Annotated in this window: 20 protein-coding genes; 7 read left to right on the forward strand and 13 right to left on the reverse strand. The window is 67.1% G+C overall.

Going from position 1 to position 18,870, the window contains the following annotated elements; genetic code table 11:
• Nucleotides 1-6 precede the first annotated feature (6 nt).
• On the forward strand, nucleotides 7-723 hold the full coding sequence (dnaQ, locus tag ACP694_RS03370; RefSeq protein ID WP_426010408.1) for a DNA polymerase III subunit epsilon: 717 nt from the start codon (nucleotides 7-9) through the stop codon (nucleotides 721-723).
• 392 nt (nucleotides 724-1,115) lie between these two features.
• The gene (locus ACP694_RS03375) at nucleotides 1,116-1,457 is read left to right on the forward strand and encodes an endonuclease domain-containing protein (protein WP_426010410.1); all 342 of its coding nucleotides are present in this window, start codon (nucleotides 1,116-1,118) and stop codon (nucleotides 1,455-1,457) included.
• A gap of 114 nt (nucleotides 1,458-1,571) precedes the next feature.
• Here the strand turns inward: ACP694_RS03375 and xth are convergent, their stop codons facing one another.
• The 4 genes from xth to ACP694_RS03395 all read right to left on the reverse strand — a co-directional run bounded on the left by xth (nucleotide 1,572) and on the right by ACP694_RS03395 (nucleotide 6,762).
• On the reverse strand, nucleotides 1,572-2,378 hold the full coding sequence (gene xth / locus ACP694_RS03380; protein WP_426010411.1) for an exodeoxyribonuclease III: 807 nt from the start codon (nucleotides 2,376-2,378) through the stop codon (nucleotides 1,572-1,574).
• Nucleotides 2,379-2,638: 260 nt separating this feature from the next.
• Nucleotides 2,639-3,292, reverse strand: a complete 654-nt coding sequence (locus tag ACP694_RS03385) for an outer-membrane lipoprotein carrier protein LolA (protein WP_426010412.1) — start codon at nucleotides 3,290-3,292, stop codon at nucleotides 2,639-2,641.
• 203 nt (nucleotides 3,293-3,495) lie between these two features.
• The gene (locus tag ACP694_RS03390; RefSeq protein ID WP_426010414.1) at nucleotides 3,496-5,919 is read right to left on the reverse strand and encodes a DNA translocase FtsK; all 2,424 of its coding nucleotides are present in this window, start codon (nucleotides 5,917-5,919) and stop codon (nucleotides 3,496-3,498) included.
• A 336-nt stretch (nucleotides 5,920-6,255) separates the two neighbouring features.
• Nucleotides 6,256-6,762 (reverse strand): DUF1993 domain-containing protein, encoded by a 507-nt coding sequence (locus tag ACP694_RS03395; RefSeq protein ID WP_426010415.1) that lies wholly within the window; start codon nucleotides 6,760-6,762, stop codon nucleotides 6,256-6,258.
• 128 nt (nucleotides 6,763-6,890) lie between these two features.
• Between ACP694_RS03395 and ACP694_RS03400 the strand changes: the two genes are divergently transcribed.
• Nucleotides 6,891-7,325 carry a CBS domain-containing protein gene (locus tag ACP694_RS03400; protein WP_426010416.1) on the forward strand — a complete coding sequence of 145 codons (435 nt, stop codon included), beginning with the start codon at nucleotides 6,891-6,893 and terminating at the stop codon, nucleotides 7,323-7,325.
• Nucleotides 7,326-7,429: 104 nt separating this feature from the next.
• Here ACP694_RS03400 and mdh read toward each other — a convergent pair whose 3' ends face one another.
• Complete coding sequence (gene mdh, locus ACP694_RS03405; RefSeq protein ID WP_426010417.1) at nucleotides 7,430-8,392, reverse strand: malate dehydrogenase; 963 nt, start codon at nucleotides 8,390-8,392, stop codon at nucleotides 7,430-7,432.
• A gap of 146 nt (nucleotides 8,393-8,538) precedes the next feature.
• Between mdh and ACP694_RS03410 the strand changes: the two genes are divergently transcribed.
• Together ACP694_RS03410 and ACP694_RS03415 are read left to right on the forward strand one after the other, a co-directional pair.
• Nucleotides 8,539-9,588, forward strand: coding sequence for a MaoC family dehydratase (locus ACP694_RS03410; protein ID WP_426010419.1), 1,050 nt, complete (start codon nucleotides 8,539-8,541; stop codon nucleotides 9,586-9,588).
• Nucleotides 9,581-10,006, forward strand: coding sequence for an HIT domain-containing protein (locus tag ACP694_RS03415; protein WP_426010420.1), 426 nt, complete (start codon nucleotides 9,581-9,583; stop codon nucleotides 10,004-10,006). Before ACP694_RS03410 ends, ACP694_RS03415 begins: the two co-directional genes overlap by 8 nt.
• Before the next feature lie 138 nt (nucleotides 10,007-10,144).
• Here the strand turns inward: ACP694_RS03415 and ACP694_RS03420 are convergent, their stop codons facing one another.
• Both ACP694_RS03420 and ACP694_RS03425 read right to left on the reverse strand, forming a co-directional pair.
• Complete coding sequence (locus ACP694_RS03420) at nucleotides 10,145-11,179, reverse strand: hypothetical protein (protein WP_426010421.1); 1,035 nt, start codon at nucleotides 11,177-11,179, stop codon at nucleotides 10,145-10,147.
• Between the two features lie 13 nt (nucleotides 11,180-11,192).
• Entirely contained in the window at nucleotides 11,193-12,071 is an 879-nt protein-coding gene (locus ACP694_RS03425; protein WP_426010423.1) for an HpcH/HpaI aldolase/citrate lyase family protein, read from the reverse strand.
• 128 nt (nucleotides 12,072-12,199) lie between these two features.
• Here ACP694_RS03425 and ACP694_RS03430 point away from each other — a divergent pair, with 128 nt between their 5' ends.
• A complete protein-coding gene (locus tag ACP694_RS03430) occupies nucleotides 12,200-12,580 on the forward strand; it encodes a DUF2237 family protein (RefSeq protein ID WP_426010424.1) in 381 nt (126 codons plus the stop codon).
• 39 nt (nucleotides 12,581-12,619) lie between these two features.
• Here the strand turns inward: ACP694_RS03430 and ACP694_RS03435 are convergent, their stop codons facing one another.
• The 4 genes from ACP694_RS03435 to ACP694_RS03450 form a co-directional block, all read right to left on the reverse strand.
• Nucleotides 12,620-14,017: an FAD-containing oxidoreductase gene (locus tag ACP694_RS03435; protein WP_426010426.1), complete on the reverse strand. Its 1,398-nt coding sequence runs from the start codon at nucleotides 14,015-14,017 to the stop codon at nucleotides 12,620-12,622.
• Nucleotides 14,018-14,019: 2 nt separating this feature from the next.
• Nucleotides 14,020-14,481, reverse strand: coding sequence for a DUF4126 family protein (locus tag ACP694_RS03440; protein WP_426010427.1), 462 nt, complete (start codon nucleotides 14,479-14,481; stop codon nucleotides 14,020-14,022).
• Between the two features lie 110 nt (nucleotides 14,482-14,591).
• Nucleotides 14,592-15,128, reverse strand: coding sequence for an RNA 2',3'-cyclic phosphodiesterase (thpR, locus tag ACP694_RS03445; RefSeq protein WP_426010428.1), 537 nt, complete (start codon nucleotides 15,126-15,128; stop codon nucleotides 14,592-14,594).
• 157 nt (nucleotides 15,129-15,285) lie between these two features.
• Complete coding sequence (locus tag ACP694_RS03450; protein WP_426010429.1) at nucleotides 15,286-16,338, reverse strand: aldo/keto reductase; 1,053 nt, start codon at nucleotides 16,336-16,338, stop codon at nucleotides 15,286-15,288.
• A gap of 147 nt (nucleotides 16,339-16,485) precedes the next feature.
• On the opposite strand from ACP694_RS03450, the gene ACP694_RS03455 reads away from it, so the two are divergent.
• Nucleotides 16,486-17,232, forward strand: a complete 747-nt coding sequence (locus tag ACP694_RS03455; RefSeq protein WP_426010430.1) for a Bax inhibitor-1/YccA family protein — start codon at nucleotides 16,486-16,488, stop codon at nucleotides 17,230-17,232.
• An 82-nt stretch (nucleotides 17,233-17,314) separates the two neighbouring features.
• On the opposite strand, the gene ACP694_RS03460 is transcribed toward ACP694_RS03455, so the two are convergent.
• Complete coding sequence (locus tag ACP694_RS03460; protein ID WP_426010432.1) at nucleotides 17,315-17,641, reverse strand: DUF2794 domain-containing protein; 327 nt, start codon at nucleotides 17,639-17,641, stop codon at nucleotides 17,315-17,317.
• 579 nt (nucleotides 17,642-18,220) lie between these two features.
• On the reverse strand, nucleotides 18,221-18,778 hold the full coding sequence (locus tag ACP694_RS03465; protein ID WP_426010434.1) for a hypothetical protein: 558 nt from the start codon (nucleotides 18,776-18,778) through the stop codon (nucleotides 18,221-18,223).
• Nucleotides 18,779-18,870: the final 92 nt, after the last annotated feature.

Below are 18,870 nucleotides of genomic sequence, written 5' to 3' on the forward strand. Positions count from 1 at the left end.
AGTCCGATGGCGCGGGAAATCATCCTCGATACCGAAACCACCGGCTTTGATCCGAAGACCGGCGACCGGCTGGTGGAAATAGGCTGCATCGAGGTGGTCGATTTCATGCCCACCGGGCGGTCGTTCCACGAATATTGCGACCCGCTGCGCGACATGCCGGCCGAGGCCCAGAAGGTGCACGGTCTTTCGATCGAGTTCCTGACCGGCAAGCCCAAGTTCCACGACATCGCCGACCGTTTCCTGGAGTTCGTCGGCGACAGCCCGGTGATCGCCCACAACGCCGCCTTCGACCGCAGCTTCGTCAATTTCGAGCTGGAGAAGTGCAACCGCGGGCCGCTGCCGGAGAGCCGCTGGGTCGACACATTGGCCATGGCCAAGAAGCGCTTTCCGGGCATGTACAATTCGCTCGACGCGCTGTGCAAACGCTTCAAGATCAGCCTCGACAGCCGCGACAAGCACGGCGCCCTGATCGACGCCCACCTGCTGGCCGAGGTCTATCTCGAACTGCAAGGCGGTAAGGAACGGGCCCTGGAACTGACGGCGGTGGTGGCGATCAACGCTGTCTCGGCCGCCCGGGCCGGCTCCTACGGCTCGCGAGCCCGGCCCCTGGCCCCGCGCTCGACCGAGGAAGAACGCGAGGTTCACCTGGCCTTCATCCAGAAGAACTTCAAGGACAAGGCCGTCTGGATCCAGTTCGGGGTCGGCGCCGCGGCCGAAGGGTAAGCCCGCCAGCGGAGAGCGGGTCTCCAATCGCGCTCCGTTCGCGTCGACTTGGGCCGCGAAGCATCGCCAACCCCCCCAGCCTAGCCGGCGCGGAGAGTAGGACCGGCCTGTTGCATGGACTCGCCTTGAAACCTTGACATCGTCAGACGCCAGAGCTCCGATCCACCAAGGCTTTAAGGCGTGGCCGCATCCGGGGCGGATGCGGGCGGTCGCCAGGAAGCAGACATTCCGAAAGTCAGAGAAGGGTCGAGGTCGGTCGTCCTGAACCCCTCTCTCTTTGAGAGAGGGAGGGGCCCGCCGCGAAGCGGTGGGAGGGTGAGAGGTTTCACCGCATCCGGAAATCCCGATTTCTCTCGTTGAACTCGCCCAACGCCTCCGCTCAAGCTGTCGTCATGGATGCGACCGCCACCGTCCGTCGTCTTCGCCAAAACCAGACCTTGGCCGAAAAGGTCATGTGGAAACTTGTCCGCAACCGCCGGCTGGGTGGGTTCAAGTTTCTGCGACAGGTCTCGATCGACCGCTATTTCGCGGACTTTGTTTGCGAGTCGGCCAAGCTCATCATCGAGTTGGACGGCGCCGCCCACGCGGGACGCGAGGGTTACGACTCCCGTCGCACCCAGACCCTTGAGCTGTTCGGATACCTGGTTCTGAGATTCAACAACGAGCGTGTCCTGGCTGATCCCGGCGGCACTGCGGACGACATCCTGGCCGTGCTCCGATCAGACAGGGTGTAACCTCTCACCCTCCCACCGCTGCGCGGCGGGCCCCTCCCTCTCTCGAAGAGAGAGGGATTCCTTTGGTCCGCAACGGGTTGAAAGCAGAAGCTCGCGCTGATCCAGAAAGCCGCCCTAGACCAGCAGATCCGCCGTCACTGGCGCGTGGTCGCTGGGGCGCTCCCATTCGCGGACCGTGTCGTGGACCCGCGACGACACCTTGCCGTCGATGAAAGCCGCATCGCGCAGGCCGGGGCTGGCCAGGATGTGGTCCAGGCGCAGGCCGCGGTTGGACTTTCGGAAGTCGGCGGCGCGGTAGCTCCACCAGCTGAACAGCTTTTCCGGCTCGGGCGTGGCCAGGCGCGGCAGGTCCAGGAAACCGATCGAGTCCACGAGACCCGCGAAGGCTTCCAGCTCGACCGGCGTGTGGCTGACGATCTTTGACATCTGGCGATGGCTCCAGACGTCGTTTTCGCCGGGCGCCACGTTCAGGTCGCCGGTCAGGATCAGCGGCGCCTTGGGGTCGCGCTTCTGCATCTCGGCGGTCAGGGTCTGGTAGAAGTCCAGCTTGTGGTCGAACTTGGGGTTCACGGTCCGGTCGGGCGTGTCGCCGCCGGCCGGGACATAGAAGTTATGGATCTCGACGCCGGCTACCGTGCCCGAGACGCAGCGGGCATGGCCCTCGCGGCAGGCGTTCAGGGGCTGTGAGTCTTCGATCGGCAGGCGCGAGGCGATGGCCACGCCGTGCCAGCCCTTCTGGCCCATGATTTTCAGGTGGGGCAGGCCCATGGCGGCGAAGGCTTCGCGCGGGAACTCACCCTCCTGGCACTTGATCTCCTGCAGGCACAGCACGTCGGGCCCCTGCTCATCGACGAAACGGGCGGCCTGCTCGGCGCGGAGGCGGACGGAATTGACGTTCCAGGTGGCGATACGAAGGCGCATGCCGCTCCCTCTAGAGGTTCAGTTCGGGGGCCGGCAACGAAAAACGCCCGGACGCATCACGCGTCCGGGCGAAAGTTGGGTCTCTCATGCCGCCGCCGGGAGGGGATAGATCCGGCACGGTTGCGAAGGGCGGGTCGGGCGCTCTTCGCCATGCGTGTTAAATCTGCCACGGCCACGGCCTAAGTCAAGAACAATCGCGTTAACAACTTGCATGTTGTCAAATTGTCGCATTTCGAGGCGCTAAATCGCTCAAAATACAACTAGGGCTTACCCACGCGGCGGCGAGGATCGGAAAGCACGAAAAGTTTCGGGTCCAGGCCTGAGGTCTTTTCGAAATCCACCAGCCGCACGCGCGTCTCGCCGCCCTTGGCGTCGGTGACCGTCCAGCCCATCAGGGCGGGAGTGTTGCTGAAGTCCAGGCTGATGCGGCCCAGGGTCTGGTGCTTGGCGTCCTGGGCGACGATCGTGAAGCCATCATTGAGCTTGCGCACCTCGGTGATGGTGACGCCACGATCCAGGCGCACCTCGCGAGCCAGCAACAGGGCCAAGGGCGTGCGGCTCAGCGGATAGCTTTCGAAGGTCTTCAGGCGACTGTCGAAGATGTTGACGCTGGAGCCGTTGCTGACCACCAGCAGACCTGTCGGACCGTCATAGGCGAATCGCGCCTTGCCGGGGCGCTGCAGGTAGAAGGTCCCCTGGGTCTGGGTTCCGCGCGCGTCGGTCTGGACGAAGCGGCCCTTGGCCGAGCCCAGGGTCTGGATATAGGCCGAGGCCTGATCGACCAGCGCCTTGTCCTGAGCCGACAGCGGGGCGGCTGGGGCCGGGGCGGCCAAGGCGGCGGCGCCCATGGCGGCGGCCAGGCCGAGGCCAGTGGCGGCGAGAACGAAGCGACGGGTCGGGGTGGTGGTGGTCATGCGATCTCCTAGTCTCCAACCTTTGCCCTGCCCTTGCGACCAGCGAAAGGCCATCGCGCGACCCTTTTCAGGCGCTGGGATGAAGCGCTGTTCAGGTTCGGGCGGTTCGGGCGAGGGGAAACGCCGCTAAACGGCCAAGGTTTCAGGGCGCGCGGTCGGGGACATGCGAATGCGGATGTCCCCGTCAGCATTACGATCGTCGGCTACATCGGCGGCGGCGGCGGGGCGAGGATGTCGCGCTTGCCAGCATGGTTGGCGGCGCCGACCACGCCTTCCTTTTCCATCCGCTCCATCAGGGAGGCGGCGCGGTTGTAGCCGATCTGCAGGCGGCGCTGGATATAGCTGGTCGAGGCCTTGCGGTCGCGGGTGACCACCGCCACGGCGTGGTCATAGAGGTCGTTGGCCCCGCCCTCGCCCGCGAAGGCGCCCTCGACAGCCTCTTCCTGTTCCTCGTCGCCGCCGGCGGTGACCTCTTCCAGATAGTTGGGAATGCCCTGGTCGCGCAGGAACTTGGCCACGGCCTCGACCTCGCCGTCGCTGACGAAGGGCCCGTGCAGGCGGGTGATCCGGCCGCCGCCGGCCATGTAGAGCATGTCGCCCTGGCCCAGCAGCTGCTCGGCGCCCTGCTCGCCCAGGATGGTGCGGGCGTCGATCTTGCTGGTCACCTGGAAGCTGATCCGGGTCGGGAAATTGGCCTTGATGGTGCCGGTGATGACGTCGACCGACGGGCGTTGGGTGGCCATGATCAGGTGGATGCCGGCGGCGCGGGCCATCTGAGCCAGGCGCTGGACCAGGCCCTCGATGTCCTTGCCGGCCACCATCATCAGGTCGGCGACCTCGTCGATCACCACCACCAGATAGGGCATGGCCTCGGGACGGATTTTCTCGGTCTCGTAGATCGGCCGGCCGCCATCATCGAACCCCGTTTGAACCGTGCGTTCAAAATGTTCGCCCTTGGCGGCCGCCTCGTTGGCCTTTTCATTATAGCCCGCGACGTTGCGAACGCCGATCTTCGACATCCGGCGATAGCGATCCTCCATCTCGCGCACCGTCCACTTCAGGGCGACGATGGCCTTCTTGGGGTCGGTGACGACGGGCGCCAGCAGGTGGGGGATGCCGTCATAGACGCTGAGCTCCAGCATCTTGGGGTCGATCATGATGAACCGCACCTGCTCGGGCGACAGCTTGTAGAGGATCGACAGGATCATGGCGTTGACGCCGACCGACTTGCCCGAGCCGGTGGTGCCGGCGATCAGCAGGTGGGGCATCTTGGCCAGGTCGGCGATATAGGGCTCGCCGCCGATCGTCTCGCCCAGGGCCATGGGCAGGGCGTGGCTGGCCTTGTCATAGTCGGCGCTGGACAGCAGGTCGCGCAGATAGACCGTTTCCTTGCGGGAATTGGGCATCTCGATGCCGATGGCGTTGCGGCCCTGGGCCACGGCGACGCGGCAGGAGATGACGCTCATCGAGCGCGCGATGTCGTCGGCCAGGGCCACGACGCGGGCGGTCTTGGTGCCGGCGGCCGGCACCAACTCGTACATGGTGACCACCGGGCCAGGGCGGATCTGGTCGATCTGGCCGCGCACGCCAAACTCCGCCAGCACGCTTTCCAGCAGGCGGGCGTTCTGGCGCAAGGCCTCTTCGTCGAACTCGGCCGAGCGCGGCTTGGGCTTGGCCAGCATGGCCAGCTCGGGCAGCTGGAACCCGCCTTCGGCTTCGAAGTCGAAGGCCTTCTGCTGTTCGCGCTGTTCGCGGCTATTGACCCTGCCCGGAACCTTGGGCTGGGCGATGGCCATGGGACGGGGCTCGAAGCTGGGCGCGAAGGCGTCTTCGTCGGCCGGGGCTGGCGCGGCCTTGGCCGGCTTGGCGGCGCGGCGCGCCGCGACGGGCGCGGTCTCAGGGTCGGCTTCGATCACCGGCGCGGCCCGGCGCGGGGCGCGGGGACGGGCGGCGGCCTCGGGTTGCGGTTCAGGGGCCAGGGCCAGGGGCGCCCGTTCGCGCGGCATCAGGCCGCTCAGGGTCTCGGCGATGGCGTCGGGGTCAAAGCGGCGGAAACCGATGGCGTAGCCCAGGGCCACGGCGGCGCCGAGGGCCAGCAGCAGGGCGGCGATGATCCTTGCGCCGGGCAGGCGGGCGAAGGCCAGCAGGCCGGCCACAGCGTTCAGCAGGCCGTCGCCCCAGAACCCGCCCAGGCCGCGGGCCAACTGCCAGGCGGCGGGATAGGGTGGCGCGGCCAAAAGACCGGCCAGGGCCAGCAGGCCCAGGCCGCCGACCAGGGCGCGCAGCCGCAGATCGCCGCGATGGGCGGAAGGGTCGGGCTGCGAGACGCGGGTCATGCCGAACACCAGCATCAGCAGGGCCGCGACCCAGCCGCTGAGGCCCAGAGACTGCATGACGATGTCGGCCAGGGCCGCGCCGGCTCCGCCCAGGGCGTTGGTCGCGGGCTGACCGGTAACGGCGTTCAGGCTTGGATCGGTGGCGTTGTAGGTGGCGACCGACAGCAGCAGACCCGCCCCGACCACGCAGACCACCCCGCCCCGGAAGCGCGCCGACCAGGGCTGGCTCCAGCCATAGCGGATAGCGTCCCAAACCAGTCCAACACTCGATCGCCGCGCCGCTCGCGCCATGGACAGTCACCTTGCACTCGTAGAACCCGCCGAGTCTGGGCCAAGAGGGTTAAGGGGCGTTTACCTCGCCGGCCGATCGGTGTGGTTTGGAGTCGCGGTTTAAAGGACTTCAATGGACGAGAACAAAAGCGGAACATACGTCCGGAGTCGTCGTCCCGTGGAGTCACTCTGGCCCGTAGCCCGCCGTTGGTAGGGGGGTCAGTGGGTGGAGTCATGGATCAGCAGTTATTGGGCCAGTTGGCGGTGGTGTTTTCGGCGGTCGGCGGGGTGATCACGGCCATGGCGACCTTGGTGTGGGCGTTCCGGCGGCGGCCTTGAGGGGTCGCCGCCGACACATCATGCGGAGCCGAGGTAATCCTTCTTGCCCACCTCGACGCCGTTCTTGCGCAGGATCGCGTAGGCGGTGGTCAGGTGGAAGAAGAAGTTCGGCTGGGCCTGGGTCTGCAGATAGGCCAGGCCCTTGACCACGCTGGTCTCGCCGCGGCGCGTCAGCATGATGTCGCGGTCCTCGGCGTTTTCGAACAGGGCGGAGTCCAGGCCTTCGACATAGGCGATGGCGCGGTCGACGCGGGCGATCAGGCCGGCGAAATCGGTCTCGACGTCGTCCCAGGCCGGAACCTCCTCGCCGGCCAGGCGCGCGGCGCAGCCCTTGGCGAAGTCGGTGGCGATCTGAACCTGGCGCAGCAGCGGGAACATGTCGGGGAACAGCCGGGCCTTCAGCAGGGCGTCGGGGTCGAGTTTCTTCGCGTCAACATGGGCGGCGGCCTTGGTCAGCACGCCTTTCAAGCCCTTGAGGCCCTGGACGAAGACCGGAACGCTGGCCTGGTGAATGGTGATCGACATGAGGAGCTCCTGGATGTGGAGCGGACTTAGCCTGCGTCGGGGTTCGTCGGGAAGCGCCGCGACGGAACGGGCTGCTCGCCTCGGGGTTCTGTCAGGGTCCCATTCACTCCCTCCAGGAGCACTTCCCCATGAAAGTCAGCGACGCGATGACCGGCCAGGTCTCCACCGCCGCCCCCACCGACACCGTGCGCAAGGTCGCCCAAGTGATGGCCCATGTCGAAACCGGCGCCGTGCCGATCGTCGATGAAGACGGCAAGGTGATCGGCCTGGTCACCGACCGCGACATCGTCTTGCGCGTGGTCGCCGAGGGCCGCAGCTTCGACTCGCCGATCTCCGAGGCGATGAGCGACGGCGAGGTCTACAGCGTCAAGGAAGACGACATCCTGGCCGACGCCACCGCCAAGATGGCCAGCCACCAGATCCGCCGCCTGGTCGTGCTCGACGACGCGGGCAAGCTGACCGGCATCCTGTCGCTGGGCGACGTGGCCAAGGACTACGGCGCCAAGCAGGTCGGCAAGACGCTGGAAGACATTTCCCAAGAGGGCGGCGAGGCGGCGCAGTAATCACTGTTGGGGACATGCCCATGGGCATGTCCCCAACCTTGCCACAACGCAAAAGGGCGGCCCGCGAGGAGCCGCCCTTTCTCGTATCCGAAAGCCCTAAAAGCTTAGACCAGCGAGCTGTCGATCGCCTTGCAGGCTTCCATCAGGCCCTTCACCGAAGCGACCGAGGCGGCGAACATGGCCTTTTCCTCGTCATTGGTTTCGAACTCGATGACCCGTTCCGCGCCGCCGGCGCCGATCACCACCGGCACGCCGACATAGAGGCCTTCCAGGCCGTATTGGCCGGTCAGGAAGGTGGCGCAGGGCAGGACGCGCTTCTTGTCCTTGATGTAGCTGGTGGCCATGGCGATCGCGCTTTCGGCCGGGGCGTAGAAGGCCGAGCCGGTCTTCAGCAGGGCGACGATCTCGCCGCCGCCGCCACGGGTGCGCTTGACGATGCCGTCGAGCTCTTCCTGGGTCATCCAGCCTTGCTTGACCAGTTCCGGCAGCGGTAGACCGCCGACCGTCGAGTGGCGAACCATCGGCACCATGTCGTCGCCGTGGCCGCCCAGGGTCCATGCGTGGATGTCTTCGACCGACACGCCGGTCTTCTCGGCCAGGAAATAGGCGAAGCGCGCGGAGTCCAGCACGCCGGCCATGCCGATGACCTTCTCCTTGGGCAGGCCCGAAAACTGCTGCAGGGCCCAGACCATGGCGTCCAGCGGGTTGGTGATGCAGATCACGAAGGCGTCGGGGGCGTGGGCCTTGATGCCCTCGCCGACGGCCTTCATGACTTTCAGATTGATGCCCAGCAAATCATCGCGGCTCATGCCCGGCTTGCGCGGGACGCCGGCGGTGACGATGCAGACGTCGGCCCCGGCGATCTCTTCGTACGAATTGGCGCCCTTCAGGACGACGTCCTTGCCGAACACGGCCGAGGCTTCTGCGATGTCGAGCGACTTGCCCTGGGGCGTGCCCTCGGCGATGTCGAACAGAATCACGTCGCCCAGCTCTTCGCGCGCCGCGATATGGGCCAGGGTGCCGCCGATCATGCCGGCGCCGATGAGGGCGATCTTCGCGCGAGCCATGGGGTCTCCATCAAGGCTGTGGACGAGAAATGTCGGGCGCGGTCTACGCCCGCAACGGCCCGGCCTCAAGCCCCCTTTCCCGTTTCGCCGCAGTGCGGCAAGACTGTGTGAACAACGGCTCGTGACGCCGTTGGGGAGACGCGGGGATGAGCAAGACCGATCCGGGGAACTATTTCGAGGACTTCCGCCTGGGCCAGGTGATTGTCCACGCCACCCCGCGCACCGTCACGGCGGGGGATGTGGCGCTGTATACGGCGCTGTACGGACCGCGTTTCGCGCTGTTCTCGTCGGACGTTTTCGCCACCGATTGCGGGCTCTCCGCCGCGCCGGTCGATCCCCTGATCGCCTTCCACATCGTGTTCGGCAAGACCGTGCCCGACATCAGCCTGAACGCCGTCGCCAACCTAGGCTATGCCGAGGGCCGGTTCCTAGCGCCGGTCCATCCCGGCGACACCCTGACGGCCCGGTCCGAGGTCATCGGGCTCAAGGAGAACTCCAACGGCAAGACGGGCGTCGTCTATGTCCGCACCACCGGCGCCAACCAGCGCGGGGTGGCGGTGCTCAGCTATGTGCGCTGGGTGATGGTGCGCAAGCGCGATCCGGCGGCGGTGGTCGAGGGGCAGGTCACGCCGGTGCTGGCGAGCGCCGCGGCCGCCGAGCACCTGACGCCGCCGCCCGGCCTGGATTTCGGCAAGTACGACTTCGCCCTGGCCGGCGCGCATCATGCCTTCGAGGACTATGCGATCGGCGAGAAGATCGACCATGTCGATGGGATGGTGGTCGAGGAGGCCGAGGCGCAGATGGCCACGCGCCTTTGGCAGAACACCGCCAAGGTCCATTTCAACCAGTTCGAACGGTCTAAGGACCCGTCGGGCCGGCGGCTGGTCTATGGCGGGGTGGTGATCTCGACCGCCAAGGCTTTGTCGTTCAACGGCCTGCAAAACGCCGGCCTGATCCTGGCGATCAATGGCGGCCGCCATGTCAGCCCCTATTTCGCCGGCGGCACGGTGTTCGCCTGGAGCCAGGTGCTCGACAAGGCCGACCTCAGCCGCTCGGTCGGCGCGTTACGCCTGCGGCTGGTGGCGACGGTCGATCGCCCCTGCGCCGACTTCCCCGACAAGGACGCGGCCGGCGTCTATGCGCCGGGCGTGATCCTCGACTTCGACTACTGGGCGGCGGTTCCGAAACGTGGCTGAGTTCGTCCTCGATCCGGCCATCGTGGCCACTTCGGCCGCTTTGGGCGATCTGCCGCTATGCCATGCGCGCCTGCAGCTGGACGCCCGTTATCCGTGGGTGGTGCTGATCCCGCGTGTCGAGGGAACGCGGGAGCTGGAGGATCTGCCGGCCGCCGACCGCGCGGTGCTGATCGAGGAAGCCATCCAGGCTGGCGGCGCCGTTCGCGCGGTGGCGGAGATGATGGACCTGGCGATCGACAAGCTCAATGTTGGGGCGCTAGGCAATGTCACCCCGCAGTTGCACGTCCATGTGCTAGGCCGGCGGGTAGGTGATCCGGCCTGGCCGGGTCCGGTGTGGGGACATTCGGCGGGTGTGGCCTATGCGCCAGATGCGCTCAATCGAGCGATTGCGGCGGCGAAGACGGCGTTGTCCCTATAAATCCGCTCATCCCGGCGAATGCCGGGACCCAGATCCTTTGGCGGTCCGGCTGATTGGAGGGGCTTAGCGCTGTTGGCGTCCGCCACAAAGCCCCTCCATCTGGGTCCCGGCATTCGCCGGGATGAGCGGATAAATAAGCTACCGCTTCTTTTTCTTCGCCGACTTCTTCGCCGTCGCCTTGCCCTTCGCCGAGCTCTTGCCCTTGCCGGCCACGGCCTTGCCCTTCGCCCCCTTTTTGCCCTTGACCGCGCTGGCCTTGTCCTTGCCGCCCTTCTTGGCGACGGCGGCGCACCTGGCCTTGGCGGCTTTGAGGGCCTTGCCCTTCTTGCCCCGGATCGAGCAGGACGCCGCCCGTTCCGGCGCTGCGGCGCGCGGGGCGGCCGAGACCGGGCGGGGCCAGATGACCGGGCCTCGGCCCTGGGCCACATAGCCCGCCGGCAGGGTGGCCTGGGCGACACGGCGAGCGGTGACGGGGAGTTCGACGCCGTTCTCGTTCAGCTTGCCCGCCCAGCCTCCGTCGCCGCGTGATCTCAGGTCCAGGGTCGTCAGCTGTCCAGAACGCGGCGAAAATCGGGTGAGGAAGTCGCCGGTCGAGCGGTCGACGAAATCGATCAGGCCCGTTGAGCCGACGGCCCCGACCCGGCGGACGTCGCGCCAGGCGCCTTCCAGCGCGCCATAGCCGCCAACCGCATCGACGATCTGCAGGTCGTAGAGCGTGGTCCCGTCCGGGCCGGTAATGGTCCAGCCGCCGTCGAGCGGACCCTGAAGGCCCTGGGCGGCGACGATCGAGCCCTTGATCCGCAGGTCATAGGCCTCGGCCATCGGCACGTAGTTGCCCTGGGGCACGGCATGTCCGGGGATTTCGTCGACCGGCGGTTCCGGCAGCGGGATCGGCAGGACGGTGGGCTTGTGCGGCGGCAGGGGCGCCTGGGCGGCGGGCTCCTCCTCGTCGGTGGTCTGGGGACCGCTCTGGGCGATCAAATCGGCCAGGGGATCGACGGCCTGGTCGGCCGAGGTCGCGGTGTCGGGGGCCGGCGGCGCGGCGACGACCGGAACGGCGCGGTCCTGGGGGAGCGCGACCGAAGCGGCTGGGGGCGCGGTCGCGACCGGCGCCTCCTGGGCGAGGACCGGAGCGGCGGCGAAGACCAGGAGGGAGATCAGGAGCGCGCGCATCAGGCTTCGATCTCTAGGCCGCCGAACGTTCGGTGATGGCGGCGGCCACCGCCACCAGCCGGCGGGCCTGAGCCAGGTGCAGCAGTTCGACCATCTTGCCCTCGACCCGCAGCGCGCCCTTGCCGGCGTTCTCCGGCGCGGCGAAGGCGGCGATCACCACCTGGCTCCAGGCGATCTCGCCCTCCGTGGGGGAAAAGGCGCGGTTACAGATTTCCAGATGCTTGGGATGGATCAGGGTCTTGCCGTCGAAGCCGAAATCCACGGCCTGGCCGCAGACGGCGTCCAGCGCCTCCAGGTCATCGATGTCGTTGTGCACGCCGTCCAGGATGGTCAGGCCGTGGGCCCGGGCGGCGGCGACCGACAGCGACAGGATCGGCAGAAAGGCCTGGCGGCCGGGCGTCTGGCGGGCCCGCATCTCCTTGGCCAGGTCGTTGACCCCCATCACCCAGCCGGTCAGGCGGGTGGTTCTGGAGGCGGCGGCGATCTCCCACAGGTGGAAGGCGGCCTTGCCCGTCTCAATCATGGTCCAAAGCTTGGTGTGGATCGGGGCGGCGTGCAGGGCGGCCTGGTAGGCATGGACGTCGGCGGCGTCATTGACTTTCGGAACAAGAATCGCGTCCGGGCCGGCCTCGGCGGCGGCCTTCAGGTCGGCCGCGCCCCACGGGGTGTCGAGGCCGTTGGTGCGGATGATGATCTCGCGCGGGCCGAAACCGCCGGCCTTGACCGCCGCCACGGCGGCCTCGCGGGCGGCGTCCTTCATGTCCGGCGCCACGGCGTCCTCGAGGTCGAGGATGATCACGTCGGCGTCCAGGGTGCGGGCCTTGTCCACCGCCTTGGCGTTGGAGGCCGGCATGTAGAGGGCGCTGCGGCGCGGCCGGGCGATGTCGGACATGAGGCTCCCGCTCGAATTCCTGGTCTTGCCCGTCCTCTTAAGCATCAAGTGGCCGGCGCCGGAAGACGTCACGCGTGCTGATGGTAGAACCGTGTCCAGATTCCCCAGAACGGGGTTAAGCTGACGCCATGACCACGCGCTATGACGACACCGCCAAGAATGTCCTGGGCCAGGAGCTGAAGCCCTGCTCGCTCGACCCGGTGACCGGCTTCTACCGCAATGGCTGTTGCGAGACCGGGCCGCACGACCTGGGCCTGCACACCGTGTGCGCGGTGATGACCGACGAATTCCTGGCCTTTTCCAAGGCCGCCGGCAACGACTTGTCGACCCCGCGCCCGGACTACGCCTTCCAGGGTCTGGTGTCCGGCGACCGCTGGTGCCTGTGCGCCGGCCGCTGGAAGGAAGCGCTGGACGCCGGCGTCGCCCCGCCGGTGGTGCTGGAAGCCAGCCACGAGGAGATGCTGGCGGTGGTTCCGCTGGGCGTGCTGAAGGACAACGCGGCGGTGTAAGAACGGGGACATGCACTTGTGCGTGTCCCCAGTCGAGGATCAAACCAGCGGCTTCAGCTCTCCCAGCATGGTCGGGACCAGTTCCGACACCGTCGGGTGGATGTGCACCGCGCGCTGGATCACCGTGTAGGGGGCCTTGGCGTACATCAGGTCGAGCATCCCGTGGATCACCTCGTCGCCGTTCAGGCCGAGGATCGCCGCGCCGAGGATCAGCTGGGTCTCGGCGTCGACCACCACCTTCATGAAGCCCAGGGTCTCGCCCTTTTCGACGGCTCGGCCGACGCGGGTCATCGGACGCTGGCCGACCAGGGCCGGTCGGCCGGTGGCGCGAACCTCGGCCTCGGTCATGCCCACGCGGCCCAGGGGCGGGTCGGTGTAGAGGGCGTAGCAGGGGATGCGGTCGCTCACGCGGCGTGGATCGCCCTCTAGCAGATTGGCGGCGATGATTTCGAAGTCGTTATAGGCGGTGTGGGTGAAGGCGCCCTTGCCGTTGCAGTCGCCCATCGCCCAGACGCCGGGGACATTGGTGCGCAGTTGGTCATCGACGACCACATAGCCGCGCTTGTCGAGATCGATCCCGGCCTTGTCCAGGCCCAGGTCGTCGGTATTGGGCTTGCGCCCGATGGCCAGCAGCACGTGCGAGCCGACCACCTGCGGCGCGCCGGCCTCGCAGGTGACATGGACGCAGACGCCCTCGTCGCCCCCTTCTGTCTTATTGGGCGCGAAGCTGATGCATTCGGAATTGAGCCGGACGCTGATCCCCTCGCCTTCCAGGATCTCGCGTACGGCGTCGGAAATCTCCGGGTCTTCGCGGCCGATCAGGCGCGGACCCATCTCGACCACCGTCACCTCGGCGCCGAACCGCCGGTACATCTGGGCGAACTCCAGCCCGATATAGCTGCCGCCGATGATCACCAGGTGGCGTGGGAGGGTGTCGAGCGCCATCATCCCGACATTGGTCAGGTAAGAAATCTGGTCCAGGCCTGGCATGTCCGGCGCATTGGCGCGGCCGCCGACATTCAGGAAGATCTTCGGGGCGGTCAGCAACTCGTCGCCGACCCGCACCGTGTCAGCCGACTCGAAGCGGGCGTGGCCTTCGATCAGAGTGCAGCCCTTCATCCCCTCGATCCAGGTTCGCAGATTGCCGCGGGCGGTGAGGGTCACGGCCTGGGCGCGGTTGTGCACCCGCCGCATGTCGACGCCGACCGGACCGCCCAAGGTCACGCCGAAGTCGGCGGCGCGGCGGGCCAGGTGGGCGGCATAGGCGCTGGCCACCAGGGTCTTGGTCGGCATGCAGCCGGTGTTAACGCAGGTGCCTCCCAGGTCTTTGCGCTCGACCAGGGCGACGGTCTGGCCGGCCTTGGTCAGGCGCTCGGCCAGTGGAGGCCCCGCCTGGCCGGCGCCGATGATGATGGCGTCGAAACTCTGGGTCGCCATGCCTAGAGGGCCGAGACGATCAGGGCCGCGCCGCCGACGGCGATGACGTCTTCCAGCAGACCGGCTGGCAGGTCCTTGCCGAACGCCTTGGCCAGGCGTCCGCGCGCGTCCGCGCCAGCCAGCGTGCCGATCACCGCGCCGACCGCGCCGGCGATGGCCCCGCCGATCCAGCCGCCCGACGACAGGCAGACCGCCGCGCCGCAAAAGGCGCCACTGACGATGCGGGTGATGAACTGCGGCGGAACCTTGCGGCTGGGCGTCTTGGGCAGCTGGTCGCCGACCAACTCCAGCACCGCCAGGGCGGTGAAGATCCAGGTGGCGATTGTCCCGCCCAGCCAGGCCAGGGGCGTGCCCTGCAGGTCGATCAGTCCGAGGTGAGCGCCCCAGGCGACGGCGGCCGGAGCGGTCATGGCGCGCAGGCCGGCGATCACGCCAATCAGCAGGGCGAAGACATAGAGGATCATGCGAAGGCTCCTGTTTCGGCGAGCGTCGGCTTGATTTGGCGCTGGGTCGAGCAAAACCGCAAGCGGGCCTTGGGTCTAGAACGTTTCGCGCTTCCGGACGCCGCGCGTCTTCAGGCCAGCGGGTACTCCGCCTCCAGCCGATAGGCCGAGCCCTGGCTGGTTCGCCAACTGGAATAGAGGCCGAAACGGTCGATACGGAACGGCGGCGAGCCCAGCAGGCTGTTGGCCTGGATCCAGGCGGCGACCTCGGGGACGGGCGGACGCTTCAGATAGGCCAGGGTGACGTGCGGCGTGTAGAGCCGGGCCTCTGGCTTCAGCCCCGCCCGGCGCGCGGCGGCCTCATTGGCCTTGGCCAGCCGACGCAGGTCGGGGCTCTCGGCGACCCCCGCCCAGACGGCATGGATCTCCGCGCCTTCGCCAAAGTGGCCAACGCTGTCGAGGGACAGATCGAGGGCCGGGGCAACGACGCCCTGCAGTTCCTCGTCAAGGTCGGCGGCCTGGGTTTCCTGCACGTCGCCCATGAACTTCAGCGTGATGTGGAACGCCTCGCGCGGACGCCAGCGCGCGCCCTCGATCCCGTGCCGCCGGGGCAGCAGGTGATCGCCGACCTCGGCGGGGATGGCGACAGCGGTGAACAGGCGGATCATGGGACCGTCTTACCCGGTCCTCCCCCTGTGGGGGAGGGGTCGGCGAAGCCGACGGTGTGGGGCGTGATCGGCAAGCGACCACAACCCGGATCGAAGGCCCTAAAACGCCCCCCACCGATCGCTGCGCGATCGCCTCCCACAGGGGGAGGTCCAGAGCCTACGGACAGGGATTCGGCTGCAGCGCATGCAAGGCGTTGACCGCCTTCTCCATCTCATCGGTCCAGCTCAGATCAAATGCGCCGATATTGGTCTTCAGCTGGTCCATCGAGGTGGCGCCGATGATGGTGGCGGTGACGAATTGGCGGGTGTCGCAGAACTTCAGGGCCAGCACCGCCGGGTCGACGCCGAACTGGGCGGCTAGCTCGACATAGCCGCGGATCGCCTCCTCGGCGCCGGGGCCTTCATAGCGCTGCATGCGGTTGTAGAGCGCCTTGCGCGAACCCTCGGGCAGGCCGCCGTTCAGGTACTTGCCGGTCAGGGCGCCCTGGGCCAGGGGCGAATAGGCCAGCAGGCCGACCTGCTCGCGCATGGCGATCTCGGCCAGGCCGTATTCGAAGGTGCGGTTGGCCAGGTGATAGGCGTTCTGGATCGAGGCGACGCGCGGCAGACCCCTACCTTCCGCCTCGGCCAGAAAGCGCATCACGCCCCACGGAAACTCGTTGGAGACGCCGATCGACCGGATCGTGCCCTTCTTCACGTGGGCGCCCAGCGCCTCGAGGATGTCGCCGAACGCCTCGTAGTCCTGCTCATAGTCCTTGAAGGTTTGGCCGCCGAACACCCGCACCGGACGGTCGGGCCAGTGCAGTTGGTAGAGGTCGAGATAGTCGGTGTTCAGCCGCTTGAGCGATCCCTCGACCGCCTCGTCGATCTGGGCGCGGGTCTGGCGGGTGGAGCCGCCATCTTTTCGCATCCAGCTCAGCCCGCCAAAGGCGCTGCCGCGACCGGCGACCTTGGAGGCCAGCACGATCTCCTGGCGCTTTCCGGTCTTGGCCAGCCACGAGCCGATATGGCGCTCGGTATTGCCCTGAGTCTCGGGGGTGGGCGGGCTGGAATACATCTCGGCGGTGTCCCAGAAGGTCACGCCCTGGCTCAAAGCGTAGTCCATCTGGTCGTGGGCTTCCGCCTCCGGGTTCTGCGACCCCCAGGTCATGGTGCCCAGGCAGCAGCGCGAGACCTGGATGCCGGTCCGGCCGAGTTCCACGTAATCCATGTCGCCTCTCTGGAAAGGGTCTAGAAAATCTTTCTAGGGATCGCCAAGCGCCACGGGAAGCGCAACATCTTGCATGATCCTGGCTTCGCCCCGATATTCAGGGTGCGTCCACAACGGACGTGGCAATTTTCGAAGGGTTTTCCCGCGATGAACGACTTCAACCGCGATTATGCGCGACCGCTTCCCGGAGCCGGCGCCGACATGTCGGTTGACGCCGGCCTGCGCAGTTTCATGCTCGGCGTCTACAACAAGGTGGGCCTGGGTCTCCTGCTGTCGGCCGCCCTGGCCTATCTGACCAGCTCGTACCCGCCGGTCCGCGACCTGATGTTCCAGGTCACCAACAACCGCGTCGGTTATACCTTGCTCGGCACCGTCGTGGCGTTCGCGCCGCTCGGCATCCTGCTGTTCTCCAGCTTCGTGATGAAGTCGATCAACGCCCGCACCGCCGGCGTGATCTACTGGTCGGTGGTGTCGTTGATCGGCGCCTCGCTTGGGACTGTAGTGCTGCTCTATACCGGCGCCAGCGTGTTCCAGACCTTCCTGGTCACCGCCATCGCCTTCGGCGCCCTGAGCCTGGTAGGCTATACGACCAAGAAGGACCTGACCGGTTTCGGTAGCTTCCTGATCATCGGCCTGGTGGGCTTGATCCTGGCTTCGCTGCTGTCGATCTTCTTCCCGTCGGGCGCGCTGGTCTTCGCGATCAACGCCATCGGCGTGCTGATCTTCGCCGGCCTGATCGCCTATGACACCCAGCGCCTGAAGATGACCTATTACGAGGTTGGCGGCGACGAGACGGCCAGGTCGGTGGCGACCAATTTCGGCGCCCTGAACCTCTATCTCGACTTCATCAATCTGTTCCGCTTCCTGCTCTACTTCATGGGAAGCCGCCGCTAATCCAGCGGTCTAAAACCACAGAAGCCCCGGCGGGAAACCGCCGGGGCTTTTTTGTTGGGCTGTTAGCGCTGCAGACGCCCCCTCAATCCACCACCTTGAACCGGCCCTTGTCGAACATCCGCAGCACCTGGGCCAGGTCGTGGCCGCGCTTCAGGGTCAGGCCGCCCTGGCCTATCACCGCCCACTGCCCCTGCTTGCGGGCCAGGGCCGGGTGTTTCTCGATGCGGTAGAGCGGAGCCTCGGCCGCGTGGCGGAACACCGAGAAGGCTGCATGATCGCTCGTCCCGCCCATGCCGTAGTCGCGCCATTCGCCGGCCGCGACCATGCGGCCATAGAGCCGCAGGAGCTGGTCGATCTCTCGACGCTCGAAGAACACGACGCCGGCGACGGGGCGAGAATCCAGGGCCATCGGACGAATCCTAAACCCAAATCAGGCCCGATGGCGAGTGTCGCAGATAGGTCTTGCCAAGGTCCGCGCCTCCAAGCGTTGCAATGGCGCTACAGACCTCTTCGAAGTCTCCGGCTCGCCACGCGCCGCCACGGAATGACCTTAATTCGGACTTTCGAGCGCCTGTTTGCCCCATCAGTTTAACGGTGTCGGCTGATCGGAACTCCTGCGGTTCAGGTCCTGAACAGCCCCCCCAGCCCCCTCTATCGCGGGCCGGTCAGCCGACAGACCCCTCTATGACAAACCCCGAGACCCCGCGTGGCGCCCCTCTCCACGCGGGGTTTTCGTGTGTGCGCCGGGCCGGCATCTGGCCATATCCTGGACATGAAGCGTCGCGAAATGACAACGACCTTGATCGCGCGTGATCGTGTCCCACCGAGTGGCATAGCTTCGGCGGCGATGGTGACCAGGGTCTCTGCGTCGAACCCCCCGGCTTGCGGATCGTCAGCGAGAAGCGGGGGTGCGGAGCCCATCGGCCCGTTGACCGTCTCGGGACGCCGGGCGGTGGCGAGGTCACAACAGCCAGACGGGTTCGTGCCCTCATCGACAGGACGGATCCACGGCCTCTTGCAATCGCTCCCGCATCCCTGGCGCCTTGGGCTCGGGGTCCAGGCCCTGCGATGACCCGCCACACTCCCAGACGCGACAACCTACGAGCACCTGGAACATCGCGCGCTGGGAGCCGGCGCCGACCACCTCAAGGCGGTAGCGGTCCATCACCTTGGCCCGCCGAAGCCAGAACCCGCCCGTCAGGGCGATGGAGCTGTTCTCGCCCAGGACCATACTGGCCGCGTTGTCGCCGGAGCCGACGGCCGTGGCGACGTCGCTGATCCCAAGCGCGATCTTCAGCTTGGTGACATCCGTGGGGTCCAGAACCCGCCCAAGCCAGCGCCGCCCGTCCGGAGCCTTCAAACGGCGGACAAAGGTCCGCTTGCTCGGCTGACTGCTCCACACCGGCAGCAGCAGCCCGGTGACCAGGGCCAGCTCGCGCGTGTGCCAGGGATCGGCGCCGGCGACCTCGGCGTCCCAGGTCGCTCGCCAGATGGGCTCGGCGACCGTCTGCCAGGCCGATTCCTCGCAGGTCTTCAGGGGCAGCACAGTGCGCTTCTCGGCGCGGATCAGCCGGACAGCCTGAACCAGACGGTCATCGTCATCGTCATCGTCATCGTCAGGCCCTTCACCACCAGGCC

The sequence above is a fragment of the Caulobacter sp. DWR2-3-1b2 genome (assembly GCF_049896345.1).
In the GTDB taxonomy this organism is placed as follows: Bacteria; Pseudomonadota; Alphaproteobacteria; order Caulobacterales; family Caulobacteraceae; genus Caulobacter.

Coding starts and splice junctions, on each gene's coding strand:
- ACP694_RS03430 (WP_426010424.1), top strand. CDS start 12,200: ATGACCACGCGCTATGACGACACCGCCAAGAATGTCCTGGGCCAGGAG.
- ACP694_RS03440 (WP_426010427.1), bottom strand. CDS start 14,481: ATGATCCTCTATGTCTTCGCCCTGCTGATTGGCGTGATCGCCGGCCTG.
- ACP694_RS03450 (WP_426010429.1), bottom strand. CDS start 16,338: ATGGATTACGTGGAACTCGGCCGGACCGGCATCCAGGTCTCGCGCTGC.
- ACP694_RS03455 (WP_426010430.1), top strand. CDS start 16,486: ATGAACGACTTCAACCGCGATTATGCGCGACCGCTTCCCGGAGCCGGC.
- xth (WP_426010411.1), bottom strand. CDS start 2,378: ATGCGCCTTCGTATCGCCACCTGGAACGTCAATTCCGTCCGCCTCCGC.
- ACP694_RS03410 (WP_426010419.1), top strand. CDS start 8,539: ATGAGCAAGACCGATCCGGGGAACTATTTCGAGGACTTCCGCCTGGGC.
- dnaQ (WP_426010408.1), top strand. CDS start 7: ATGGCGCGGGAAATCATCCTCGATACCGAAACCACCGGCTTTGATCCG.
- ACP694_RS03435 (WP_426010426.1), bottom strand. CDS start 14,017: ATGGCGACCCAGAGTTTCGACGCCATCATCATCGGCGCCGGCCAGGCG.
- ACP694_RS03420 (WP_426010421.1), bottom strand. CDS start 11,179: ATGCGCGCGCTCCTGATCTCCCTCCTGGTCTTCGCCGCCGCTCCGGTC.
- ACP694_RS03375 (WP_426010410.1), top strand. CDS start 1,116: ATGGATGCGACCGCCACCGTCCGTCGTCTTCGCCAAAACCAGACCTTG.
- thpR (WP_426010428.1), bottom strand. CDS start 15,128: ATGATCCGCCTGTTCACCGCTGTCGCCATCCCCGCCGAGGTCGGCGAT.
- ACP694_RS03395 (WP_426010415.1), bottom strand. CDS start 6,762: ATGTCGATCACCATTCACCAGGCCAGCGTTCCGGTCTTCGTCCAGGGC.
- mdh (WP_426010417.1), bottom strand. CDS start 8,392: ATGGCTCGCGCGAAGATCGCCCTCATCGGCGCCGGCATGATCGGCGGC.
- ACP694_RS03460 (WP_426010432.1), bottom strand. CDS start 17,641: ATGGCCCTGGATTCTCGCCCCGTCGCCGGCGTCGTGTTCTTCGAGCGT.
- ACP694_RS03385 (WP_426010412.1), bottom strand. CDS start 3,292: ATGACCACCACCACCCCGACCCGTCGCTTCGTTCTCGCCGCCACTGGC.
- ACP694_RS03425 (WP_426010423.1), bottom strand. CDS start 12,071: ATGTCCGACATCGCCCGGCCGCGCCGCAGCGCCCTCTACATGCCGGCC.
- ACP694_RS03400 (WP_426010416.1), top strand. CDS start 6,891: ATGAAAGTCAGCGACGCGATGACCGGCCAGGTCTCCACCGCCGCCCCC.
- ACP694_RS03390 (WP_426010414.1), bottom strand. CDS start 5,919: ATGGCGCGAGCGGCGCGGCGATCGAGTGTTGGACTGGTTTGGGACGCT.